Here is a 16,020-nt window from a genome sequence, read left to right as displayed (position 1 = left end):
CCTTTGCTACTGTGAAAACAACCGGGGTACATATTTTAAAGAGGCTGAGCCTGCTGCTGGCTATCTTGCTGGGCAGCGTGCTGGCTTTTGCAGCACCTGTTGCTGCAAAGGCTGCTCCTACCCCGGAGCCGGCTAAAGAAGCAAACGTTCATGCTACTGATGACGCCCCTTTTATTATAGCAGCCGGCGAAGTGAGCGCCGGTGAATCAGAAGGTATCCTACAGAAATCAGAGAGAACGCTTTGGACTCCGCTCTCAAAGGCCTTTCTACAGCTGATCTACCCGCAAGCACTCCATGCTGAGGCTATTCCTGCCTGCTACCCTTTCCATTCCGGAACAATACTCCAACACTCTATTCTCACAAAAGGGCCTTAATCCTCCCCTCTTTTACCTCTACATCATCTTTTCTGCAAGATGACTGGCTGTACCTTCCTTGCTCAGGAAGCCTGAAACAGCTACCCTTTTCATTCTTTTTCCCTTTTTACAAATTACTATGATGGAGCTATTTCAGCACCTGATTGGCTTTATACTGCACATCGATCAGCACCTGGTAGAGTTGTTGCAGCAGTACGAAAGCTGGATTTACCTTATCCTGTTTCTCATCATCTTCTGCGAAACAGGCCTGGTGGTGACTCCTTTCCTGCCGGGAGATTCGCTTCTGTTTGCACTGGGTGCACTAGTTGCGATCCCAGCCTCTGGTTTAAACCTCCTGCTGTTACTGGCCTTACTTTGTACCGCTGCCATCCTGGGCGACACTTTTAACTACCTGACAGGCAAGAAATTTGGTGGCAGGGTGTACCGGAAGAACTATTGGTTCCTGAAGCAGGAACACCTGCAGCAGGCGGAGCATTTTTACGCCCGCTACGGTGGCCGCACCATCATCTATGCCCGCTTCATTCCGATTGTGCGCACCTTTGCTCCATTTGTGGCTGGAATGAGCAAGATGCACTACAGCCGCTTTTTGTATTATAATATAGCCGGAGCCTTTATCTGGGTCCTGTTCTTTGTGCTGATTGGCTACATGTTCGGAAACCTGCCGGCAATAAAGCAAAACTTTTCGCTGCTGGTGCTTGCCATTATTGGTATTTCCATGCTGCCGCCGGTTATAACCATAGTAAAGCAAAAGCTTGCACTTAAAAGCCAAGTGGAAGTACAGGACCTGAAATAGCCTTTTTCAAAGCATAAAAGACTATCTCCAAAAAGGATCTCAAAAAAGGACTGACAGCAAATGCAATCCCACACGTGTCTTTCATAGCAAAGCACCTCATGATGGGGTAAAGCAATTGGTAAACATCAACATTAAATTCAAAATGAATGGCTGTGTAGCAGCCACTTTATGAGCAAATTGCTAAACAATATTACCCGCCGCAAAAGTGCGACAGCACTTCTGGCTGATTACGAACAGGATGGGAACATTCATGGCACCGACCTGTTGCGGACCCTTCGTCTGAAGGATTTAGTTTCTTTTGGTATTGCCGCCATCATCGGGGCCGGCATCTTTAGTACCATCGGCAATGCTAGCGCGGCTGGCGGTCCGGGGGTTTCGCTGCTTTTTATTTTTACAGCGATAGCGTGCGGCTTTTCGGCGCTTTGCTACGCACAGTTTGCGTCCACAATTCCTGTTTCCGGAAGCGCCTATACTTATGCCTATGCCTCGTTTGGGGAGTTGGTAGCCTGGATCATCGGCTGGGATTTGCTCATGGAGTACGCCATCGGGAACATTGCCGTGGCCATCTCCTGGTCGGATTACTTTACCGCTGTGATGCATGGTGTGGGGCTTGGCCTGCCGGAGTACCTGACAATGGATTACCTGAGCGCTTCCCGAGGCTATGAGACCGCCGCAGGACTGCTGGCACAGGGGAACCTCCTGGCCACTCTGCCAGTGAACCTACAGCAAGCGTACCAGGCCTGGCTACAGGCTCCTTCTATTGCAGGAGTAAGGCTGGTGGCAGACATACCGGCCCTGGGCATCACGGTGCTGATCACGTACCTCGTGTACATTGGCATCAAGGAGTCGAAGCGCACGGCAAACCTGCTGGTGTTGCTCAAACTACTCGTCATTCTATTAGTGATAACGGTGGGAGCTTTCTATGTGAGCACCGAAAACTGGACTCCTTTCGCGCCTAATGGCCTTTCAGGGATCATGAAAGGCGTATCAGCCGTATTTTTTGCCTACATCGGCTTTGATGCCATCTCCACTACCGCTGAAGAGTGCGAAAATCCGCAACGCGATTTACCCAGAGCCATGATTTTTGCCCTAATTATCTGTACAGTGCTGTATGTGGTGCTGGCACTGATATTAACAGGTATGGTGCCTTACAGAGAACTGGCCGTTGGTGATCCGCTGGCCTTTGTTTTCTCAAAGGTGAATCTTGATGCCATTGCCGGTATCGTAGCGGTGAGTGCCATAGTGGCCATGGCCAGTGTGTTGCTGGTGTTCCAGTACGGGCAGCCCCGTATCTGGATGAGCATGAGCCGTGATGGTTTGCTGCCGCAGGTGTTTTCACGTATTCACCCTAAGCACAGAACCCCCTCTTTTGCTACCATCGTAACGGGTGTGCTGGTGGCGGTACCTGCCCTGTTCATGAACCTGACCGAGGTAACAGACCTGACCAGTATTGGGACCTTATTTGCTTTTGTACTTGTGTGCGGCGGTATCCTGCTCATGGAGCAGCAGCAAACTGTTCCGGCCACAAATAAAGGCTTTCGTGTACCCTACATCAATGGCAGGTTTATTCTGCCCCTGATTCTGCTGGCTGCGTTGGTACTGCTGTACGTGTACAACCAGGCAGGCCTGGCACAGTTTTTACAAATAGACAGCAGTTGGGAAACCTTCCAACACAAGTTGCCCCTGCTGGGCTTTGTTTTGGTAGCACTTGTACTGACGCTGCTCACCTTTACCCGTAACCTTTCACTGATACCGGTGCTGGGATTGCTGACAAACCTGTACCTGATGACAGAACTGGGCATCACCAACTGGAGCCGCTTTCTGGCCTGGCTGGTATTGGGGCTGGTCATTTATTTCTTCTACGGTTACCGCAACAGTAAACAAAATAAGTCTGCCGCTTCGGTAGCAGCCTAACCCGAATCAGTGAACAATCAGAAACACATAGTACCATTCATGCTCCTGTTCCGGAAGGTAACGCTGCTGTATAGCGTGGTTCTTCCTGAGCAGGCAGAGCAGCCTCAGCCCCTGCCCTGCAAGGCATACATGGCTTACCAGGTTTTCTGGTTGATAAATTATGTTAAATTGAAAAAGGCGCGAATGCAGATAAAGCGCTGGAATGCTTAAGCTGTAAAACACCTTTTTCACCTGAGGCAGCCATGCCTCCCCAAAAGAGAATAGTTAGTTGAATAATAGGTAGTAAAAGCCACAGCCTTTGGTTGTGACCTTTCTTATTCTTTGAGAACAGCCCCTGCTGCATTTGTAGCAGGGGCTGTTTTTTTACCGGCCTCACACCAGAGGAAAGCTGATGCACAGGCTTGAACCTGTATCAGGTCAACAAAAAAAAGGCCGCAGCGAAAGCTACGGCCTTTTCAGATGGAAAATGAATACTAATGTACCTCTGGTTATACGTATCTGCTACCTGAAAAGTAGCTCTTAGCGATTGTATCCCCCGAAGTGACCATAGTAGTGATTGTCATCCCTGTTCGGGTCTCCAAAGCGGTCGTTACCGAACTCACGGAAGGAATCTGAGTTACCGTAGCCCATGTCATGCCGGAAACCATGGTTTCCGCGGCTGTCAAAGTCACGGTAACGGTCACCCTCCTCTGGGTTATCGTAGTTTGGATTATAGCCCTGCTTATAACTGTAATGCCTCGGGCGGCCTGCATAAGGTCCTTCTGAATATTGGAACCGATCTACCCTGTCCAGGTCATTCTCGGCACCATAAGGAAGCCCATAGTCCATTGCCCTTGCCTGGCCGGAATAGTTTGAGATGCCATACATTTCCTTGTAGCGTTCATCTCTGTTTCCTTCACGGCCTCCGGTGCGGCCATACTCACGGCTTTGCTGTACCCTGTAGTTCTCATCCCTTTCATTTCGGGTGTCACCTAAATAAGCGTTCTCTCTTCCATGATAACGCCAGTTTCGGTGATTGCCATGGCCTTCTTGTCTATAGTCACGGCTAAAACTGCCGTAGTTTCTTTCTCTATCGTCTCTCATATTTTGGTTCTTTAGTTAAATGGGCACCTGTCAGGATACAGGTACCACACAATCTTTTTTCAATCTCAGGTCATAAGCCTACCTGATGCTTAGCGTCTGTCTCTGTCACGCATGTAGTCATCGTAACGGTCGCTGCGCTGATCACTCTCACCCCGCCAGCGCTCCATGTTGCTGTAACGGGTATCTTCGCCGAAATGGTCTTCGCCACGGGCATAGTTGCGGCCGGCAAAGCCTGTGCTGTAGTCATTGTCGTACATGCGGTTTCCATGCTCATAGCGGCGATAAGACTCATAGTCTCCACGTGAGCCACGGTCCCAGTTTCCGTCGTTGCCACCACGGCGCACATCGTGCCCGAAACGCTCATCAGCCAGGCCATATCTGTAGTCAGACGGCCCGTTGTTTCCTAATGCTTCGTCGCTGTAGTCCCTGTTGCTGTAGTCCCCACGGGAATCATACTGACCGTTATAGATATTTTCATCTCTCTCGGGAGTGAATGTCATTCCATAAGGGTTGTCGTCGCTATAGTTGCCACGGTCGTTAAAGTCTTCCCCACTGTAGTGTGCGCCTCCCGCCTGGAAGCGGCCCTGCGGGTACATATAGCTGTGGTCGGCATTACTGTTAAAGCTGTTATCGTCACCCCAGTGGCTGAAGGCGTTGTTACCGTATCCACGGTTAAAGTGACTGTCCCTTACGTAGTTACCCCGGTCTGAATTCTGACCATGGTGGTGGCCATGCAGCCAACGTGGTTCTCTGTCCCTGTCTCTATCTCTATCGTTTCTGTTATTGTCTCTTCTTTCGTCTCTCATAGCTCTTATAGTTTTATGTAAGTATCAATTACTCCTCTTTTACGGGGGCAAGTGGCTTATAGGTTAACATCAGTACCGGCCACAGGTAAACCTCAGCCCTTTTTGATGCGTTAAAAAAGTATCACACTAAACATATACGAACTATGGAAAGAGACAATTGGAATAATAGAGACAGATATAACGACAACAGGAACCAGAACCGAGGCAACGATCGGCGTGCTGATGAGGACAGCTACCGTGGTGCATACCGACTTGACACCACCAGCGACCATCGAAATGAGACAACCTGGGATGGGTTTGACAGGAACGACAGAAACCGCAACCAGGGTGGCGATAACTATAACCGCAATTACAACAGCGATTATAGCCGCAACTACAACAGCGGTCAGCAGGGAAACCGTGGCCGCAGTTCTGTAGGTAATTTTGATTACGACCGGGACAACCGTTACCAGTACCAGGATCGCAACGGCAACAGCCGTAATTGGGATGAGCAGTACCAACCAACAAGCGGTGGCTATGGCTCCCGCTTTGGAGGCAATTCAGGTGGTAACTTTGGTGGCTACGACAGAAATGAAAGAAACAACAGACATGACAGTGTCCGCAGCCGTATAGATGACAGGAACAGCTCAGGCTGGGATAACTTTAACAGCGACTACAGCCCAGATAATTATGCTGGCAGAAGAAGCGGTGCTAATGAAGGCAACATGGCAGGCTCTTTAAGCTTTGGCTACGACGGCGACAGAAACTCTGATCCGGACTGGAATAGAAACTATGACCCTTTAAGCGGGGAGCGACGCAGCTACCACGGTAATTATCAGAGCCGGCACCCGGAGCGCGGTCTCTACAGGGGCGGCACAAGCCGTAACAGAAATGGTGAAAACGACTCCGATTGGTTCTAAAACCAACAAGCATAAATCTTTATGGCAGAAGGCCTTTAGACCTTCTGCCGTTACTATAACTTAAAATTGAAAACGATGAGCAAAAACGATAAAAATAAAAACCAGGACGAACTGAAAAACGAAAACTTCAACAACACGATTAATGAAGGGAACAGTGTTCCAAACATACACCCTACCGGAGCTAACAGGGAGGTAGTTGATGAAGATGAAATCATAAAAGGAAATGTTGGTGGTGCCCCTTCCCAGAAAAGCGGTAGCCGGGGTAGTGCCGACGTACAGGATGGTGGCGATGACGTAGGAAGCAGCGCAGGAAGCCACTAAGTCAAACAGCTTTCAGGAAGAAAGCCTGTATGTTCTCTTAGGAACTAATTATTATTATATAAATAACAGAAAAGCCACCTCAAGAGGGTGGCTTTTCTGTTACACGATGTTGTATGGTATGTAAAGGCTATTGAAGCTCTTCCTGCTCCATATACTCCCACATAGCATCTTCGCTAGCTCCTATTCTGGCAGCATAAATCAGCATGGTTGTATAAACACCAATCAGGAGAAAGCTGAGCGGCACAGAAAAAAGAAACGAAATGATGAGAGTCTTGACCGGATCAGGTTTTGAACTCATTTTAGTGGAAGCATACCAGAAAAACAGAACATTGAATATTCCGGAAAGTGCTATAAAATTGATGATGTCTAACATTGGCTAAAAGGTATTGTAAGGTTGGTGTTTGTTGTAAACTTACATAGCTTAACTGTTAAGAGCCAACCCCACAAAACATCTGATTGTTCTTCTATAAAACTCCCTTTAACAAAACAGCTTAGTGCAATTTAAGAGGGCGGCACTAAAATCACAAGCTTTGTTGATAAATTATTATTTATGTTTAAACTTCTAAAAATGAAGAATCAAAGACGAAAAATCAGTCCTGAAACTACTTTTTCTTTCTTTTCCATTCACAAAATCACTTGCCCGCTTTCGTGCCTTATTTACTACAGACAAAGCTTATATAAAACGGACGCCTGAAGACAGAAAAAAGTGCCAAAATCAATACAATTTTTTTCTCCGTTGTATACAAGCTAAACCTTCGCCCAAGGGGCCTTCAAAATTTCGCCTGAAAGCAAAGAACCACTACAGTAGCATCTGTAGCGGTTCTTTGCTTTCAGGCATGTACTAATTTTTATCTAAAGGCTCATCATCAGAATCTTCTCTACATCATCGACCTGTATATCAGACCGTTCCCCCAGGTCTTTTACGCCACGCGCCTGAAAGCGCTGCACAATGGCTTTAATAGTATCTTCCCCTACTTCATAGTCAGAAAGCTGGGTCCTGATCTCCATCGACTCAAAGAAAGAAATGGTAGCCTGCAGCGTAGCCTCAATGCACTCATCCTCCGTGCCTGCATCCACTCCCCAAACACGCCTTCCGTACTGCAGGAGCTTTTCTTTCTTTTCATTGCTCTTGTAACGGAGCAACGAAGGCAGCACAATGGCCAGCGTCCGGGCATGATCAATACCATGCAGTGCCGTTAGCTCATGGCCTATCATGTGCGTGGCCCAATCTGTCGGTACTCCCACCCGAATCAAACCATTCAAGGCCATGGTGGCACTCCACATTATGTTAGCCATGGTATCATAGTCCTGTGGGTTTTGCAATGCCTTAGGCCCCTCCTCTTTCAGCGTCAGCAATATAGATTCTGCCATACGGTCCTGCAGCGGCCCATTTACAGGATAAGTGAGATACTGTTCCAGCACATGCGTAAAGGCATCCACAATACCATTGCTTACCTGGCGCAAAGGCAATGTGAAGGTGGTTTCAGGGTCAAGAACGGAGAACTTAGGAAAGGTGTACGGACTACCAAATGAGAGCTTCTCTTTCGTGGAAACTCTCGTAATCACAGCTCCGGAATTCATCTCCGATCCTGTTCCCGGTAAGGTTAGTACCGTACCAAACGGAACAGCTGCTTTTACTGGCGCTCGTTTTGCCAGTATATCCCAGGGGTCGTCTCCTTCATACGCCATCGCAGCTACTATAAACTTTGTACCGTCAATAACAGAACCTCCGCCTACGGCCAGTACAAAGTCTATTTCCTGGCGTCTGCCTATTTCCACTGCCTGCATCAGGGTCTCATAATGCGGGTTGGGCTCGATATTACTGAATTCTATCACTGTGCGTCCTTCCAGGGCTGCCATCACCTGCTCATAGACACCATTTTTCTTGATACTGCCCCCGCCATACGTCATCATGATACGTGCATCGGCAGGAATTTCTTTGGCTAAAGCACTGATCTGACCTTTACCAAAAATGATTTTAACGGGATTATAAAAATTGAAATTATTCATATGATAATGTATATATATTGTTTGTATAAAAGCCGTATGGCAACAGCATCGCAGAGAAATTAAGGCCTTGTTATTCTGAAAGAAGGCATAAATACAGCGTTTAGTTTATGAACTCACGTTCCGCTACTTTAACAAGCTGTTTGCCTGTGTTTTCTCCTGAAAAGAGCCCCAGGAAAGCGTCCGGAATCTGCTCAAAGCCTTCTTTAACGGTTTCCTGGTACTGCAGTTTGCCTTCTTTCACCCAGTTGGCCAGTTCTTTTGCCGCCGGGCCATACTCGCTGGCATAGTCTCGGACAATGAAGCCTTTCATGAGGGCGCTTTTCTTAAGCAGTATTGGCTCCACCCGCAACCCTGTAGCAGGGCTTGTATTGTTATAAAAGGCAATCTGCCCACATATGACAATACGTCCGAACGTATTCAGCGCCAGCAGGACAGCATCTGATATTTCACCGCCAACATTATCGAAGTACACGTCTACGCCATCCGGGCTGGCTTTTGCTATCGCTTCCTGTATGTTAGGGGTTGTCTTATAATTAATACCCTCATCAAAACCCAAAATGTTTTTGAGGTAATCAACTTTACTATCTGTGCCGGCAACACCGACTACCCTGCAGCCTTTGAGTTTTGCTATCTGCCCCACTACTGTACCTACGGCACCTGCAGCACCGGACACTACTACAGTTTCCCCCTCCTTTGGCTGCCCAATATGCAGAAGCCCGAAGTAAGCTGTGAGACCAGGCATCCCCAGTATGCCCAGGTGGTAACTCAGCGGTGCCACATCCGGATCTACCTGGTTTAGCCCATCCCCCTGGTGCACTACATATTGCTGCCATGGCAGGTTGCCCACTACCACTGCCCCCTTTTGCAGCTGTGCATTCTTGCTTTCTACTACCTCGGCCACCACGCCTCCCATTATCGGTTTACCCACCTCATAAGGCGCCACGTAAGACTTGGCATCACTCATACGGCCACGCATGTAGGGGTCAACTGAAACGTACAAAGCTTTCAGCAGCACTTCTCCGCTTTGTAAAGCGGGTACTTCCGTTTGGGTGAACTCAAAATTCTCATGAGTAGGAACTCCGGTTGGGCGGCTACTTAATAAAATGGCTTTATTCTTCATGTTTTATTCCGACAGTTTAGCAATTGAATACACGCACAACCGCCTGCCAGTGTTATTGTTTAGTGTTTTAACAGTAAAATTTGCCAATCATCTCCTTCCACCCCTGTTCACCCTGACCCAGAACTGATTAGCGTTTTCGGAACAACTCACCATAGTAGTTTCCTGCGGAAAGTCTTCATTTCACCGTAAAAAATGAAGCGCAGGAAAAGCAGTGACCAGGAGGCGAAAATGCACCAAAACAAGTGCTGTTCTATCATAAGAATGCTATATACTTTGGCTACATTTCCATCAGAATCACTAACTTTGCTTTGCAAGACAACAAAAACAAAATTACTTTTACCCATAAATTACGATACGATAAAGAGTTTACCTGTATGGCAACCACAGCTGATATTAAAAACGGAGTTTGCTTAGAGTTCAACAACGACCTCTATGTTGTAACAGAATTCCAGCATGTTAAGCCTGGCAAAGGCCCAGCCTTTGTTAGAACTAAGCTGAAGAACATCAAAACCGGAAAAGTAATCGACAACACCTTTTCAGCAGGCCATAAGATCACAACCGCCCGCGTGGAGCAGCGCCCGCATCAGTTTATTTACAAAGATGATCTGGGCTTCAACTTTATGGACATGAACACCTTTGAGCAGGTTGCTCTGGAAGAACACATGGTGCCGTTTGCTGACCTGATGAAGGAAGGACAGGAAGTAACCATCCTGTTTCATGCCGAAACTGAAACACCGCTGACCTGCGAAATACCTCCTTTCGTTGAGTTGACTATTACCTACACGGAGCCTGGCATAAAAGGAGACACAGCAACCAATGCCTCCAAGCCAGCCATTGTAGAGACAGGTGCCACCATTCAGGTGCCCCTTTTCATCGGCCAGGATGAAAAAATCAAAGTAGACACTCGTACCTATTCATACGCAGAGAGAGTTAAATAACACATGAAAGCTAAAGAAATCCAGGAACTAATCGACTTCATCGCCAAATCCGGCCTGAACAAAGTAAACATCGAAACAGAGGAGTTCAAGATCTCAGTAAAACGTGATCCGGACCAGAAGATTAAGTATGTGAAAGATTCCGGCGCACAGGCTGCTGCGCCGGTTGCACCGCTACCTTCTCCTCAGGCCGCTGCTCCGGCCGCCGTTGCTGCCCCCGCCCCTGCCGCACCTGCTGCAGCACCCGCCAACGACGAAAGCAAGTATGTAGCCATCAAGGCACCTATGATCGGCACCTTCTACCGTGCCTCAAGCCCGGAGTCTCCTATTTTTGTAAATGTAGGCGACGAAGTGAAAAAAGGCCAGGTGATCTGCATCATCGAAGCTATGAAGCTGTTCAACGAGATCGAATCTGAAGTGTCAGGTAAAATCGTGAAAGTGCTGGTAGACAATGCCTCTCCGGTTGAATACGACCAGCCACTGTTCCTGGTAGACCCAAGCTAACATTCTGATTTGAAAGTTTGAAAATGAGATAATCTGGAAATGGAGATGTTGAAAATATGTCTCCATTTTCCTTGTTCAGAATTTTCAGATTCTCCGAATCTTCAAATCTCCAAATTCTAGATTATGTTTAAGAAGATACTGATCGCCAACCGTGGCGAGATTGCATTACGTATTATTCGTACCTGCAAAGAGATGGGTATAAAAACGGTGGCCGTGTATTCTACCGCCGACAAAGAAAGCCTGCACGTGCGCTTTGCTGACGAGGCTGTTTGTATTGGTCCTCCTGCAAGTGCCCAATCTTACCTGAACATCCCGAACATTATTGCTGCTGCAGAAATCACGAATGCGGATGCCATACACCCTGGCTATGGCTTCCTGTCAGAAAATGCAGAATTCTCCCGCATCTGCGCCGAAAACCACATCAAGTTTATTGGTGCCTCCCCGGAGATGATCAACGCCATGGGCGATAAGGCATCGGCGAAGGCAACCATGAAAAAGGCAGGTGTGCCTACTATACCAGGCTCCGAAGGCTTGCTGAAGTCGTTGGAAGAAGGTATCAAGCTGGCAAATAAAATCAAGTACCCTGTTATCCTGAAGGCAACTGCCGGTGGTGGTGGCAAGGGGATGCGTATTGCCAAGAACGATGCTGAATTCGAGAAAGGATGGAATGATGCCCGCGCCGAGGCAAGAGCCGCGTTCGGAAACGATGGCATCTACCTGGAGAAATTTGTGGTAGAGCCACGCCACATCGAGATTCAGTTAATTGGTGACCAATACGGAAACGCAGCGCACCTTTCAGAGCGTGACTGCTCTATTCAGCGCCGCCACCAGAAACTAGTGGAAGAAACACCTTCTCCTTTTATCACCGACGATCTGCGTGAAAGAATGGGTACGGCAGCCATTGCGGGTGCCAAAGCCATCAATTACGAAGGTGTGGGCACCATCGAGTTCCTGGTTGATAAAGACCGTGAGTTCTACTTTATGGAGATGAACACGCGAATCCAGGTAGAGCACCCGATTACGGAAGAAGTAATCGACTACGACCTGATTAAGGAGCAGATAAAGGTAGCTGCCGGCGAAAGAATCTCTGGTAAAAACTACTTCCCGAAGAAGCATGCGATTGAGTGCCGCATCAATGCTGAGGATCCAAAGAACGGCTTCCGCCCTTCTCCAGGAAAAATCGTGAACCTGCATTTGCCAGGAGGCCATGGTGTGCGCGTAGACTCTCACGTTTACTCTGGCTACACCATCCCACCAAACTATGACTCCATGATTGCGAAGCTGATCGTAAGTGCGCAGACACGGGAGGAGGCTCTGGTAAAAATGAAGCGGGCACTAAGTGAGTTTGTAATCGAGGGTATCAAAACTACTGTGCCGTTCCACCTGAAGCTGATGGATGACAAGGGCTTTAAGGAAGGTAACTTTACAACAGCTTACCTGGAAGGCTTTGACTTTAAAACTCTGGACTAGATAGAATTCTTTTCTTTACAGGCCCCGGCGGAAATGCCGGGGCTTTTTTATTTTCCCGTGCAACTGTAAAAGCCAAATTAGTATCTTCAGGGTAGATATACTTTGTGTATGATAAAGATAAAAGTGACATGGTGCCTTTGGCTTGCCTTTCTTTTCACGCAGGCAGGCTGTACCTCCCAGCTCTTTATTGAGCGCACGTTGCCGGCAGAGGTTCCGGTTAAAGACAGCCAGTGGAAGGTGCTGGTTATGAACCGCTACGATGCAGACCTGCTGCCCTATAAGCGGGAGAAAAAGATAGAAGTATATGCTGATGGCGCCATGCATGCCCTTGCCGGTGTGCTGAATGCCATTGACAACGATTTAACCTATACCCTCGTCGCCACAGACACCACAGCCTATACTTCTATGGCAGTGGAACACTTCTTTCTCCTGCACAGGTACAGGAAATATACAACAGGTATCCACACCACCTTCTCCTTACCCTCGACAACTTCGACGCCTACATGGAGCAGGAAGTGGAACGACAGGAAGACGAAGACGGGGATATTACTAAAACGGCACACTTTACGTTATTCTCCCAATCCAGCTGGACCCTCTATGATAGCACAGGTACAGTACAGTACTGGATCGCGTGTCGCTGAAGAGTGATGCGCTGTATAACTCCAGAGGCGTTATCAGTGGTTTGCTGGCAATAGGTCCTGCCATCAGTAACGCAGGTCCTGTCATTAACTCCCTGGCTAGAGAAACAGGATGGGATTATTGGGGACAGACTGGCACCTAAGCAGGTTTCATTCCTTCGCCCCTATTACTCAAACAAGAATTTTGGACCTGCGGCATACCAAATGGCTACGGCCAACTGGGCCGTAGCGATTGCTCTATTGAAACCACTAACGGAACATACAAAGAAGAAAGAGGCTGGCAAAGCTGCTTACAACCTGGCGGTAGTGTACGAGGCCCTGGGGCAAATTGAAGAAGCAAAACACTGTGCCCAAATAGTTATAGAAAGAAACAACAAATGCGCTATGATGCTGCTCCCTGATTTAGAGCGGTATTAACCACTCCCGCCTGTTAAAACAAGAGAGCCCTACCTGATGAAGGTGGGCTCTCTTGTTTTGAAATTTTATAAAATATTATTTAAGTTTTGCAGGCTTTTCCTCTTCCTCAATCACCTGCTCCAGCTCTTTGTACCAGCTTTCGCCGTACTTGCGTATGAGGGGCTCTTTAAGAAACTGGTAGACGCGCACTCCTAAATCAACACCAAAGCTACAGGCAGAAGCACAGATGCTCCACCTGTCGTAGTTCAGGGCTTCAAAATCATCGTATTTTGTCACGCGGATCGGATACAGATGGCAGGAAATAGGTTTTTTCCAGCTGATCTTTCCATCGTTGTAAGCCTGTTCGATAGCACACTTCAACTTGTTGTCCTCGTCGTAGAGGGCATAAGCACATTCCCTGTTGTTGATGGTTGGGGTAGAGTAATCACCTTCCCAGTCTTTGATGTAGAGGCCCTGCTCTTCAACGGCAAGCTTTCCGGCACCTGTCATATAGGGCTTTATCTGCTCATAGCTCTCCTGCAGAATTGCCAGCTCCTCTTCTTCTAAAGGAGCGCCCAGGTCACCCTCTACACAACAGGCTCCTTTGCATTTCTCAAGGTTACAAACAAAAAACTGTTCACGCACGTCATCACTGATGACTGTATTCTGTAGGACTATCATTTTCTAATAAAAGAGTAAGAACAAAGGAATGCAGATACAAGTTGACCCTTTGCTGATTTTACTGGAAGACAAAGGTAGTGTTAAAATAGTTTAATAAAGGCTGTACGGGCCAAAGCTAGCGTATCAGCAGAGCTTCTCCTGCTGTACCAGTTGGTATGCTGCTAACTCAGCCCCGCCCAAAGAACAGCAATGCCCCTGCGCAAATTATCTATAGCAGAAAATTACAGAGAGAATACTGCTGCTACTCCTGTTTTTTTGGCGAGCCGGAAGCCAGCAGGATGTTTATCACGTTCTGGTGCTTGGTATAGTCAATGGCAGCTTTACCATTATTGTCCACTAACTTGGCATCAGCACCTGCCTGCAGCAGCGCCAGGATAATTTCGAAGTTGGCGTTTATTTCGCAGGCCAGCATAAGCGGTGTTTTGCCCTCGTTATTCCGGATGTTCGGATCTGCGCCTGCCTGCAATAGTTTTTCCAGCTCCATAATACCGATGTGCTGCCCAATGGTAGCTTGCAGAGCCTGCGCCAGCGCCGTGTTTCCCTGCTTATCCTGTATGTTCAGGTTTGCACCGTTGTTGATGAGTGTGTCCAGCAGCATTACCTGCTCCATCTCATAATACTCTGAACGTATTCTGGAGCTGCTCACCACATAATGCAGGGCTGTTTTACCATCAATGTCCTGTGCATTCACATCGGCACCATTTTTCAGTAGCTCCGCCACTGTTTTAAAACGCACCTCCGGCTCATACGTAACGCCATAGTCCTCCAGCAACATCGGTATATAAACGGTGTGCATCAGCGGTGTACGACCATGTAAATCAGCACTGTATTCTTCAGGAACAGCCATAGAGTTCGGGCTGCCTCCTGCCGCAATGGCGCGCTGCAGCATTTCCGGGTCCCTGTTGATGGCCGCAATCACTACTTTCTGATCCGGGGTCTGGTTAATGTACAGCAGCTGCTCATAAGCATTCACGCTTCCTTTTTCTACTGCCTTGCGGTATAGCTGGCGGGCCTTGTCTATTTTTACTTCACCCAGCGTGCCTTCCTCGTAAAGCAGGGCCAGCGTATAGGTAGACTCTCTGTCTCCTGCCTCCACGCCCTTGTTAAGCCAGCACAATGCTTTCTCTGTGTTTTTAGCTACACCTTCGCCGTTCAGGTAAAGGTTGGCCAAAGAAGCATACGCAGACACATCGTTTGCCTCAGCAGCACGGCTAAGGTAATTGAAGGCCAGGCCCTTGTCCACCATCTCGCCAAACCCGGTATAGTACATTCCTCCGAGAATACGGTTGCAGAAGGCATCCCCTTCCACTGCTTTCTCCCTTATTTCGATACCTGCTGTGCGCATGCGCTGCATAAACCGACGCTCGTCATCCTTGTTGCGCAGTGTCATTGTTTCTGCCATGCCCAGGTGCCCAAAGAGGCTCCCGCCATCCAGGGCCAGCTTGTAGTAATACTGGGCTGAGTCCCTGTTCGCAGCAAAGTACTTCTCCGCATTCTCTATTTGCTGAACAGTATCTATCTGCACCGAGTCATATTTCAGTTCCCGGAACTGGTGCATACGGCCAATAAAATAATAAGCATCTTTGTCGCCTTGTGCAATGGCTTCCTTAAACTTATCATAGGCCTCTTCATAACGCTGAAGTTTATAATAGGCCATCGCCTCGTCCATAGCCGGGGTGCGCCAGATCTTCTTAGTGACCACCACAGGGGCAGCAGTAGCAGGCTTTATAGTTGCAGATGCTGTAACAGTTGCCTTGGTGGCATTTGTCGCAGGGGCTTTGTCAGCAGCCTTCTGAGGTGCATTCTGTGCAAACCCAACCTGGCTTGCGCCGCCCAAAAACAAAATCAGTAGCAAATGCTTCATAAGAGGTATATGAGGTACTATAAGTGCGAATTTAGTGTAATATAAAAGCAAAAATTGATGCAAAGAAACCAACTCTGAGGCTGTAAATCAAAAAACGCACCAACCTTGAGGCGGAAGTAAACAAATTCTGTGGCTACAAGCTTCAATGTAAACGCTTTAGAGTTTGTTCCTGTTCATATTACAGGATTTATCTTTTAACAACAGAGTACGTG

Annotated in this window: 19 protein-coding genes; 11 read left to right on the top strand and 8 right to left on the bottom strand. The window is 47.9% G+C overall.

Annotation, left to right across the window (positions count from 1 at the left end; genetic code table 11):
• Nucleotides 1-11: 11 nt before the first annotated feature.
• From ACYVB1_RS18010 to ACYVB1_RS18000, 3 genes are all read left to right on the top strand, one after another.
• Nucleotides 12-374, top strand: a complete 363-nt coding sequence (locus tag ACYVB1_RS18010) for a hypothetical protein (RefSeq protein ID WP_460925190.1) — start codon at nucleotides 12-14, stop codon at nucleotides 372-374.
• A 118-nt stretch (nucleotides 375-492) separates the two neighbouring features.
• Nucleotides 493-1,167: a DedA family protein gene (locus ACYVB1_RS18005; RefSeq protein ID WP_460925189.1), complete on the top strand. Its 675-nt coding sequence runs from the start codon at nucleotides 493-495 to the stop codon at nucleotides 1,165-1,167.
• 168 nt (nucleotides 1,168-1,335) lie between these two features.
• On the top strand, nucleotides 1,336-3,081 hold the full coding sequence (locus ACYVB1_RS18000; RefSeq protein ID WP_460925188.1) for an amino acid permease: 1,746 nt from the start codon (nucleotides 1,336-1,338) through the stop codon (nucleotides 3,079-3,081).
• 163 nt (nucleotides 3,082-3,244) lie between these two features.
• On the opposite strand, the gene ACYVB1_RS17995 is transcribed toward ACYVB1_RS18000, so the two are convergent.
• From ACYVB1_RS17995 to ACYVB1_RS17985, 3 genes are all read right to left on the bottom strand, one after another.
• On the bottom strand, nucleotides 3,245-3,478 hold the full coding sequence (locus ACYVB1_RS17995; RefSeq protein ID WP_460925187.1) for a hypothetical protein: 234 nt from the start codon (nucleotides 3,476-3,478) through the stop codon (nucleotides 3,245-3,247).
• Between the two features lie 122 nt (nucleotides 3,479-3,600).
• A complete protein-coding gene (locus tag ACYVB1_RS17990) occupies nucleotides 3,601-4,164 on the bottom strand; it encodes a hypothetical protein (protein ID WP_460925186.1) in 564 nt (187 codons plus the stop codon).
• Nucleotides 4,165-4,253: 89 nt separating this feature from the next.
• Complete coding sequence (locus ACYVB1_RS17985) at nucleotides 4,254-4,970, bottom strand: hypothetical protein (RefSeq protein WP_460925185.1); 717 nt, start codon at nucleotides 4,968-4,970, stop codon at nucleotides 4,254-4,256.
• Nucleotides 4,971-5,113: 143 nt separating this feature from the next.
• On the opposite strand from ACYVB1_RS17985, the gene ACYVB1_RS17980 reads away from it, so the two are divergent.
• Both ACYVB1_RS17980 and ACYVB1_RS17975 read left to right on the top strand, forming a co-directional pair.
• A complete protein-coding gene (locus ACYVB1_RS17980; protein ID WP_460925184.1) occupies nucleotides 5,114-5,869 on the top strand; it encodes a hypothetical protein in 756 nt (251 codons plus the stop codon).
• A gap of 75 nt (nucleotides 5,870-5,944) precedes the next feature.
• The gene (locus tag ACYVB1_RS17975) at nucleotides 5,945-6,190 is read left to right on the top strand and encodes a hypothetical protein (protein ID WP_460925183.1); all 246 of its coding nucleotides are present in this window, start codon (nucleotides 5,945-5,947) and stop codon (nucleotides 6,188-6,190) included.
• Between the two features lie 127 nt (nucleotides 6,191-6,317).
• On the opposite strand, the gene ACYVB1_RS17970 is transcribed toward ACYVB1_RS17975, so the two are convergent.
• From ACYVB1_RS17970 to ACYVB1_RS17960, 3 genes are all read right to left on the bottom strand, one after another.
• Nucleotides 6,318-6,563, bottom strand: a complete 246-nt coding sequence (locus ACYVB1_RS17970) for a hypothetical protein (protein WP_460925182.1) — start codon at nucleotides 6,561-6,563, stop codon at nucleotides 6,318-6,320.
• Nucleotides 6,564-7,042: 479 nt separating this feature from the next.
• On the bottom strand, nucleotides 7,043-8,200 hold the full coding sequence (locus ACYVB1_RS17965; protein WP_460925181.1) for an iron-containing alcohol dehydrogenase: 1,158 nt from the start codon (nucleotides 8,198-8,200) through the stop codon (nucleotides 7,043-7,045).
• 100 nt (nucleotides 8,201-8,300) lie between these two features.
• Complete coding sequence (locus ACYVB1_RS17960) at nucleotides 8,301-9,320, bottom strand: NADP-dependent oxidoreductase (protein WP_460925180.1); 1,020 nt, start codon at nucleotides 9,318-9,320, stop codon at nucleotides 8,301-8,303.
• A gap of 374 nt (nucleotides 9,321-9,694) precedes the next feature.
• Here ACYVB1_RS17960 and efp point away from each other — a divergent pair, with 374 nt between their 5' ends.
• The 6 genes from efp to ACYVB1_RS17930 all read left to right on the top strand — a co-directional run bounded on the left by efp (nucleotide 9,695) and on the right by ACYVB1_RS17930 (nucleotide 13,284).
• Nucleotides 9,695-10,258: an elongation factor P gene (gene efp, locus ACYVB1_RS17955; RefSeq protein ID WP_460925179.1), complete on the top strand. Its 564-nt coding sequence runs from the start codon at nucleotides 9,695-9,697 to the stop codon at nucleotides 10,256-10,258.
• Between the two features lie 3 nt (nucleotides 10,259-10,261).
• Nucleotides 10,262-10,759 (top strand): acetyl-CoA carboxylase biotin carboxyl carrier protein, encoded by a 498-nt coding sequence (gene accB, locus ACYVB1_RS17950; protein WP_460925178.1) that lies wholly within the window; start codon nucleotides 10,262-10,264, stop codon nucleotides 10,757-10,759.
• A gap of 123 nt (nucleotides 10,760-10,882) precedes the next feature.
• On the top strand, nucleotides 10,883-12,229 hold the full coding sequence (accC, locus tag ACYVB1_RS17945; protein WP_460925177.1) for an acetyl-CoA carboxylase biotin carboxylase subunit: 1,347 nt from the start codon (nucleotides 10,883-10,885) through the stop codon (nucleotides 12,227-12,229).
• Nucleotides 12,230-12,337: 108 nt separating this feature from the next.
• Entirely contained in the window at nucleotides 12,338-12,877 is a 540-nt protein-coding gene (locus tag ACYVB1_RS17940; protein WP_460925176.1) for a hypothetical protein, read from the top strand.
• A complete protein-coding gene (locus tag ACYVB1_RS17935) occupies nucleotides 12,861-13,010 on the top strand; it encodes a hypothetical protein (RefSeq protein WP_460925175.1) in 150 nt (49 codons plus the stop codon). The genes ACYVB1_RS17940 and ACYVB1_RS17935 overlap by 17 nt, the downstream gene beginning before the upstream one ends.
• A complete protein-coding gene (locus ACYVB1_RS17930; RefSeq protein WP_460925223.1) occupies nucleotides 12,949-13,284 on the top strand; it encodes a DUF6340 family protein in 336 nt (111 codons plus the stop codon). The genes ACYVB1_RS17935 and ACYVB1_RS17930 overlap by 62 nt, the downstream gene beginning before the upstream one ends.
• Nucleotides 13,285-13,359: 75 nt before the next feature.
• Here ACYVB1_RS17930 and ACYVB1_RS17925 read toward each other — a convergent pair whose 3' ends face one another.
• Nucleotides 13,360-13,944 carry a DUF3109 family protein gene (locus ACYVB1_RS17925; RefSeq protein WP_460925174.1) on the bottom strand — a complete coding sequence of 195 codons (585 nt, stop codon included), beginning with the start codon at nucleotides 13,942-13,944 and terminating at the stop codon, nucleotides 13,360-13,362.
• Nucleotides 13,945-14,185: 241 nt separating this feature from the next.
• Nucleotides 14,186-15,808 (bottom strand): ankyrin repeat domain-containing protein, encoded by a 1,623-nt coding sequence (locus ACYVB1_RS17920; protein ID WP_460925173.1) that lies wholly within the window; start codon nucleotides 15,806-15,808, stop codon nucleotides 14,186-14,188.
• Nucleotides 15,809-16,020: the final 212 nt, after the last annotated feature.

The organism is Pontibacter brevis (assembly GCF_054779655.1).
This window is presented reverse-complemented; position numbering and strand designations above follow the sequence as displayed.